This is a genomic window from Aldersonia kunmingensis (assembly GCF_001646865.1).
Taxonomy (GTDB): Bacteria; Actinomycetota; Actinomycetes; order Mycobacteriales; family Mycobacteriaceae; genus Aldersonia; species Aldersonia kunmingensis.
The window spans coordinates 1-7,122 of record NZ_LRRB01000032.1; the positions used below are offsets into that span (position 1 = coordinate 1).

Annotated in this window: 4 protein-coding genes and 1 pseudogene; 1 reads left to right on the forward strand and 4 read right to left on the reverse strand. The window is 64.6% G+C overall.

Features of this window, described 5'->3' with window-relative positions; translation table 11 throughout:
• Window positions 1-10: 10 nt before the first annotated feature.
• The 3 genes and pseudogenes from mmsA to A8G08_RS02730 all read right to left on the reverse strand — a co-directional run.
• Window positions 11-1,228: pseudogene (mmsA, locus tag A8G08_RS02720) on the reverse strand (CoA-acylating methylmalonate-semialdehyde dehydrogenase); the annotation flags it as partial.
• Between the two features lie 34 nt (window positions 1,229-1,262).
• On the reverse strand, window positions 1,263-1,610 hold the full coding sequence (locus A8G08_RS02725; RefSeq protein WP_068269772.1) for a cupin domain-containing protein: 348 nt from the start codon (window positions 1,608-1,610) through the stop codon (window positions 1,263-1,265).
• A 26-nt stretch (window positions 1,611-1,636) separates the two neighbouring features.
• On the reverse strand, window positions 1,637-3,037 hold the full coding sequence (locus A8G08_RS02730; protein ID WP_068269776.1) for an NAD(P)/FAD-dependent oxidoreductase: 1,401 nt from the start codon (window positions 3,035-3,037) through the stop codon (window positions 1,637-1,639).
• A 125-nt stretch (window positions 3,038-3,162) separates the two neighbouring features.
• Here A8G08_RS02730 and A8G08_RS02735 point away from each other — a divergent pair, with 125 nt between their 5' ends.
• Window positions 3,163-4,623 (forward strand): PucR family transcriptional regulator, encoded by a 1,461-nt coding sequence (locus tag A8G08_RS02735; RefSeq protein ID WP_068269779.1) that lies wholly within the window; start codon window positions 3,163-3,165, stop codon window positions 4,621-4,623.
• Window positions 4,624-4,673: 50 nt separating this feature from the next.
• Here the strand turns inward: A8G08_RS02735 and A8G08_RS02740 are convergent, their stop codons facing one another.
• The gene (locus A8G08_RS02740; protein ID WP_084435897.1) at window positions 4,674-6,110 is read right to left on the reverse strand and encodes an amino acid permease; all 1,437 of its coding nucleotides are present in this window, start codon (window positions 6,108-6,110) and stop codon (window positions 4,674-4,676) included.
• Window positions 6,111-7,122 lie beyond the last annotated feature (1,012 nt).

A 7,122-nucleotide genomic window follows, 5' to 3' on the forward strand; every position in this document is an offset into this window, starting at 1 on the left:
CCGTTGCCTACGGGTTGGAGTTGATCAGTTCGAGCGCGTCGTCGAAGGTCTCGACCCGCACAACCGAAAGAATGGGGCCGAAGATTTCGTCGGTGTAGACGCTCATCTCTCGGGTGACGTTGTCGAGCAGTGTGGGGCCCAGCCAGAACCCGTCCTGCCCGCCGTCGGCTTGCACGGTGCGGCCGTCGACGACGACCTTGGCGCCGTCGGTCTCGCCGGCGTCGATGTAGGAGGCCACCTTGTCTCGGTGTGCCTTGGTCACCAGGGGGCCCATGTCCGTATCCTTGGTTCCGTCGCCGATCTTCAGTTGAGTGGTCCGCTCGGTGATCTTGGTGACCAGTTCATCGGCGATCGGACCAACCGCCACGCACGCCGAGATCGCCATGCAGCGCTCACCTGCGGAGCCGAAGCCGGCGTTGACCATCGCATCAGCGGCCAGATCCAGATCGGCGTCGGGCAGGATCACCGCGTGGTTTTTCGCCCCACCCAAGGCCTGCACGCGCTTGCCTGCCGCGGTAGCGGTCGAGTAGACGTACTGCGCGATCGGTGTCGACCCCACAAAGCTGACGGACTTGATATTCGGATTCGTCAGCAGCTCGTCGACCGCGGTCTTGTCGCCCTGCAGCACGTTGAATACGCCGTCGGGTAGACCGGCTTCCTTCCACAGCGCCGCGAGCCACAGCGATGCCGATGGATCCTTCTCCGAGGGCTTGAGTACGACGGTGTTCCCGGTCGCGATGGCGATCGGAAAGAACCACATCGGGACCATGGCGGGAAAGTTGAACGGCGCGATGATCGCGACCGGGCCCAAGGGCTGGCGAATGGAGTAGGCGTCGACCTTGGTCGAGGCATTTTCGGTGAAGCCGCCCTTGAGAAGATGCGGTATACCGCAAGCAAACTCGACGACCTCCTGGCCTCGGCTCACTTCCCCGAGGGCATCGGAGACGACCTTGCCGTGCTCGCTGGTGATGATCTCGGCGAGCTCACCCTTGCGCTCGTTGAGAAGTTCGCGGAATGCGAAAAGTACCTGGGTGCGCTTGGCCAGCGAGGTGTCACGCCACGCGGGGAAGGCCGCGGCAGCGGCATCGATCACCGCACGCGCGTCCTCGACGCTGGCGAGGGCGACGTGACCGGTCACCTCACCGGTCGCCGGGTTCGTCACCGGGGCAGTCGTTCTGCTGGTACCGGAGAATGGCGCGTTGTCGGCCCAGTGGGCGGTCGTGTTCATCTATGAAATCCTTTTCGGTGTAACGAGTTTCGTGTCAGAAGATGGCGTAGACCTTGCGGACGGTCTCGATGACGTCCCAGCGGCCACTCCACCCTGGAGGGAGGGTGAGGAAGTCGCCCGCAGAGACTTCGACCACACGGCCGGTCTCGTCGTCGGTGATCTTGGCCTTGCCGGCAACGATGTAGCAGGTCTCGGTGTCGGGTCGGTCGACGACCGGCCAGCCTCCGGGCTCGCACTCCCACACTCCGACTTTGGCTTGCGTCCCCGAAGGGACGTCGAGCGTTTTCAGTTGCGGGTCCCCGGAATCGGCACCTGGCCTTGGTCCGACCGGCTGAAGGTCGGCGAGCGCGACGACATTGGACAGATGGGTGAGCGTGGGCATGGATATCTCCGTGACTTGTTGGCGGATTAGTGTGCGCCGGTGAGGTTCTCGAGCAATGCCGAGACCTTGGATGGCCTGTTGGTGAACTTCTCTTCGATGTCGGCAGCGGCAGCCGCCTTCAGCCCGGCGTTCACGCCGAGCCAGCGGAACGGTTCAACCTCCCACTCCTTGGACCGGTGGTTGACGATCGGGAGGTCGTTGTTCTCGTCGCGCTTGTCGAGCAGCAGGTTGCGCACGATGCGGCCGGCGAGGTTACTGGTCGCCACGCCGTCACCGACGTAGGGTCCCGCCCACGCGAGCTTGTTCTTCCGGTCGTAGCCGACCGAAGGGAACCAGTCCCGAGGCACGCCCAGCGGTCCGCCCCAGCGATGCGTGACCGCGACGCCCTTCAGTGCCGGGAACATCTCGTGCATCGTCGCGATGATCTTGTCGTGGATCTTCGCGTCCACGTCGAACCGCGGCGCGACCTTGGAGCCGAAATGGTACGGCGCTCCGCGCCCGCCGAACACCAGTCGGCCATCGGCGGTGGGGTGGGCATAGATGCGCAGGTTGCGCATGTCATTGAACGCAGTGCGCGAGGTCAGCGCCAACGATTCGCGAATCGGCGATGGGATCGGAGCCGTTGCGACCACGAGCGAGTACAGCGGGGCAACGTTGCGTCGGTACTCGGCGAACTGCGGCGTGAAAGCCTCCGTCGCGCGCACGACGGCGCCGGCGGTGACCACGCCCCGGTTCGTGCCGAGCACGCCGCCGGCGATCGATTCGACTGCTGTGTTCTCGTAGATCACTCCGCCGAGGGTATCGACGGTCCTGGCAAGACCCCGGACCAGCTTCTCGGGCTGTAAGAGTGCGCAGTGCTCGGTGTAGAGCGCGCCGCGGATATTCGTGGCGTTGATTCGCTCGCGCGCCGCCCCTTCGTCCAGAAACGTCCACTGTCCGGTGGTGCCGAAGGCTTCGGAGCCGGCGACGGTGGCCTTGGCTCGGGCGAGCTGCGCATCGCTGCGAGCGAGCGAGATGAACCCCTCGCGCGCGTAATCGCAATCGATCCCCTCTCCCGCGACGACGTCACCGATCTCGATCACCGTGTTATTCATCGCCTCCTGCAGACGCAGGGCCGAGACACGGTTGTAAAGCTTCGCGACGTGGGCAAGCGAGACCGGGAAGATGGCCGACGCCCATCCGCCGTTGCGACCGGATGCCCCGAATCCCGCAAAGTCCCGCTCGACGACGACGACCTTCAATGACGGATCCGCCTTCAGTAGGTAGTAGGCGGTCCACAGGCCGGTGAATCCGGCACCGACGATCGCGACGTCGGCAGTGATGTCACCGTTGAGAGCGGGACGTGTCGCGTCCGCGCTGTTTTCGCGCCACAGCGGAACGCCTGACTGCGCGTCCACCGTTACGTGGTCGACGTGATTGGCCACCATTTGCCTGCCTCCAGATCGAAGTAATGCGATGTGAACCGAGTCTGCTGAAGCGATGTGATTCGCGGCATACGCGTTCGCGACAGCCTTGACTGGGTGGGTTGTACGTTTGTATGAGGAGGTGTGAATTGATCTCCGTCGACCAACTCGTCGCCGTGCCCTCGCTGGGTCTGCGCTACCTTTCGGGCCAGAGTGGGGGCTCGCGTCTGGTGACGTGGGCGCATGCGTGCGATCTCGCTGACCCGTGGAACTGGATGGATACCGGCGACCTCGTCATGACGACGGGCGGCGGAATGCCGCGCGAGGAGGACGCCCAGCGGCATTGGATGACGCAGCTCATCGACAGCAACGTCAGTGCGCTCGTCGTCGCATCGAGTCCGACTGCTCCGGCGGTCACTCGAGGTCTGATCGACGTCGCCGAGAGCAAGGGCTTTCCCGTCCTGATGGCGAGTTACGAGCTGCATTTCGTGGAGTTGGCGCGCACGGTGATCGAAAGCGCCGTCGAGTCCGAGCGTCAGCGAGTGGCAGCGATCAAGCGTCTGTACGACGTGTACTGGCAGTCGCTGCACGCCAGGGGCACCTTCGGTGAACGCCTGTCAGCGCTCGAGACCGCCACCGGGTGGGCGCTCGAGGTCAGAGATCAACTGGCCGGCGAGGTCATCGCCACGGGGCGTCGCGCGTACGCACTCGCCGGCGACGCGCCGACCGACCAATCAGCGCAGGTGGCGATTCCAGGTGCCGGAGAGGTCGTGCTGGTCGCCACGGTCGATCGCAACCCGGTCAACGACCGGCCCCTGGTACAGCACATCGGTGGCCTGATCGCGCTCGAGTTGGAACACGCAGCGGCGCAACAGGACCGGCTTCGCGCATCCGGGCAGGACCTGCTGGCCGGACTGCTCGACGAAAGCATCACGTTGGCCGCTGTCTGGCCCGAGCTTCGCCATCGCGGAATGGTGGAGGCCGTCGTGATGGCGTGTTGGAGCACTCCAGACGGCGCGCCGCTGAATCACCACGCGATTCATCGCGACGTGTGCCTGCAGAATTTCGCCCCGCTGCTCATGGTGCGCGGCGCGACGCTGGTAGGCCTCGCTCCCCTCGACACCGAGACCCTGCAGCGCGTCGCTGTGAAGCTCGCGCCGAACTGCGCCGTGGGGACCAGCACCCGCCTCACCGTTAACTCGCATGTCGCGGAGGCACTTCGGCAATCTCAGCTGGCCGTCGCACGCGCTCATGAGCGAGGAGCGAAGAGCGCCACCTACGGTGACGACGACGGGCGGAACTTCCTGCCATCCAGTGTCGAGGACCTGCGCCACCTCGTCCGCAGCACGCTCGGACCCCTCATCGACCACGATCGCGCCAACGACGGCGACCTGTTGGAGTCGGTCCGCGTCTTCCTGCGCAACGACGGTGTGTGGCAGACCAGTGCCGACGCGTTGAACATTCACCGTCAAACACTGGTGTACCGGTTGAAGAAGGTGGAACAGCTCACTGAACTGAAACCGACCACCACGGAAGGGGCGGCGCGGTTGTGGCTGGCGTTCACGGCGGCCGAACGCGCCAATCTGTCCCTGGACGAACTCGCCCCGTAACCGACGTCGGGTCCGTTCACCACGGTGTGATGAACGGACCCGAATGGCTACTAGTGTGCGGCGCGTTCAACGATCGGATCGGTGACCGCAGCGACGGGCGGCTCGTGCGACTTGCCGGCATCGCCGGCCCGGCGACGGCGGCGCAGCACCAGGTAGACGACGGTGAGTACCGCCCAGACCGCGAGGCCCTGGAACAGTTCGATGCGGTGCTCGGGTCGCAATCCCATGCTGACCAGGACCGCGACGAGGGCGGCGGTCACCAGGATCGGCAGAACCGGGTAGAACCACATCCGGAACTGGAGAATCTCGGGGCACTCCCGCTCCCAAATACGCCGGAGACGCAATTCCGACACACAGATCATGAAATAGACGAACAGGAACACCGCGCCGGAGGCGTTGATGAGGAAAAGAAACACCGTGTCCGGCCACAGCGCAGCGAGGACGACGCATCCATAGCCGACCAAAGTGCACGACAGGATGCCCTTCACCGGGACCCCGCGCGAGTTGGTCTTCGACATCCACGACGGTGCATCGCCACGGTCGCCCATGACGAAGAGCAGGCGTGAGGAGGTGTAGAGGCCCGAGTTCAACACCGAAAGGACGGCCACCAGAATCACGAGGTTGAGCAGGTTGCCCGCACCGGGGATACCGATACGGTCAAGCGCGGCGACGAAGGGCGATTCACCGGGAACCACGGTGTCCCACGGCACGATCACGACAATCAGGAACGTCGAGATGACGAAGAAGAACAGGATCCTGAGGACCACCGAGTTCACTGCCTTGCGGATCGCGCGAGCGGGTTCCGCGGATTCGGCCGCGGCGACCGTGACCACCTCGACGCCGGTCATCGAGAAGATGACCACGACCACCCCGACGAACAGGGTCGCAACACCGTTGGGCAGCAGCCCGCCGTGACTGCTCAGGTTCGAGAAATCCGCGGACGCACCCGGCCAGAGGCCGAAAACGAACAAGGCGCTCACGGCGATGAAGGCAATGATCGCAACGACTTTGATGCCGGCGAACCAGTACTCGGCTTCGCCGAAGGCTCCGACCGACAGCAGGTTGACGAAGGTCATGACGACCATCAACCCCAGGGCGATGGCCCACACCGGTATCCCTGGGACCCAGTTGTGAATGATCTGTCCGCCCGCGACGGCTTCGAAGCCGACCACGATGACCCAGAAGTACCAATACAGCCAGCCGGTGATGAACCCCGCCCACGGCCCCCACGCGAACCGGGCGTAGTCGGTGAACGATCCGGTCGACGGTCGCGCCGCCGCCATCTCACCCAGCATGCGCATGACCAGCAGGACGATGAGCCCGGTCAGTCCATAGGTGATGAAAGCCAGGGGGCCGGCATCGTGAATCGTGGCGCTGGAGCCGACGAACAGCCCCGCACCGATCACCCCGCCGAGCGACAGCATGGTCAGATGCCGCTGCTTGAGCCCCTTCTTGAGTTGATGTGAACTCTCGGCGCTGATGCCCATCCACGTTCCTTCCGTGCGACCCGACTGGGCTGCAGTCGAGACGATTTGTGATGGGAATCACCATTGTCCGATAGGGATGCCGCAACCATGCGCATCTGAAACAGGCCGCACCGCGCCGTCTGTACATCTGTATGACGCGTTCGAGTGCTCGGTCGGCGCGAACGCATATCTCCACAAGCTCGAAGGTCGCGCGAGCACTGCGTCGTACCGATCCAAACCCGAGTAGGACTCGACGACGAAGCACTGTTCTCCCGCGCCTCTCCTGCGCCTGCCAGCGACACGGATCGAGACCAGCGGCGCCGAGCCGTCCCTGGAAGGTTGCCGTGTTGGGCGCGGTGGGTGGCGGCGGCGGTTCCCGGCTCGACGAGAAGGACCCGGGTTCGAGCAATTCGAGCCCACGGCCGATCACCGGTTTCATCACCGATGGGTGGGGAACACGGGCAGCGCGTCCGGTTCGTCGAAAAGGTTTCTGTGATGTCGAAGCAGAACGGGTTCTGGGACGTAGTCGCCCCGCCGCGTGATGAGTCGAATGAGTGGCATGGCGTCACCGCCGAGGAGCACCGTCAAGCCGTCCGCAACCGCGGCGCGGAGCTGGTCTCTGCCAGCTGTGCGCTCGTGACCCGTAGCCGCCGCCTGCACAGCGAGATCACGCGGACCCGGGAACAAAACCGGGACAAACCAGCAGTCCGCAGCCGGGAACCGATGATAGCGCCTGCGCGGCTGGGCGATTCGACTTCCTCGACGATCCAGCCAAGGGTTCGACAGCTGCCCGGTGCCATGAGCCTACCGCTCGGCGTCCGCCCACTCTGCGAGATTGACTACACGCCACAATCCCGCGCGCGAATAATCCGATTGCGGAACCCAAACATACGGCAGCACAACAGATCCCGACCGCTAAGACCGGCATCAACTCGCCGGATCACCCCGCACCGCCTTTCGACGACGACGGCGCGCTGGATATCTACGCCGCCGCGGTCGGCCACCCGGGTCGGGGTGCCCTCAGGCACCAAAT

What these genes read in the sequence shown, in the direction of transcription:
- A8G08_RS02725 (WP_068269772.1), bottom strand. Translation starts at nt 1,610, where the DNA reads ATGCCCACGCTCACCCATCTGTCCAATGTCGTCGCGCTCGCCGACCTT.
- A8G08_RS02730 (WP_068269776.1), bottom strand. Translation starts at nt 3,037, where the DNA reads ATGGTGGCCAATCACGTCGACCACGTAACGGTGGACGCGCAGTCAGGC.
- A8G08_RS02740 (WP_084435897.1), bottom strand. Translation starts at nt 6,110, where the DNA reads ATGGGCATCAGCGCCGAGAGTTCACATCAACTCAAGAAGGGGCTCAAG.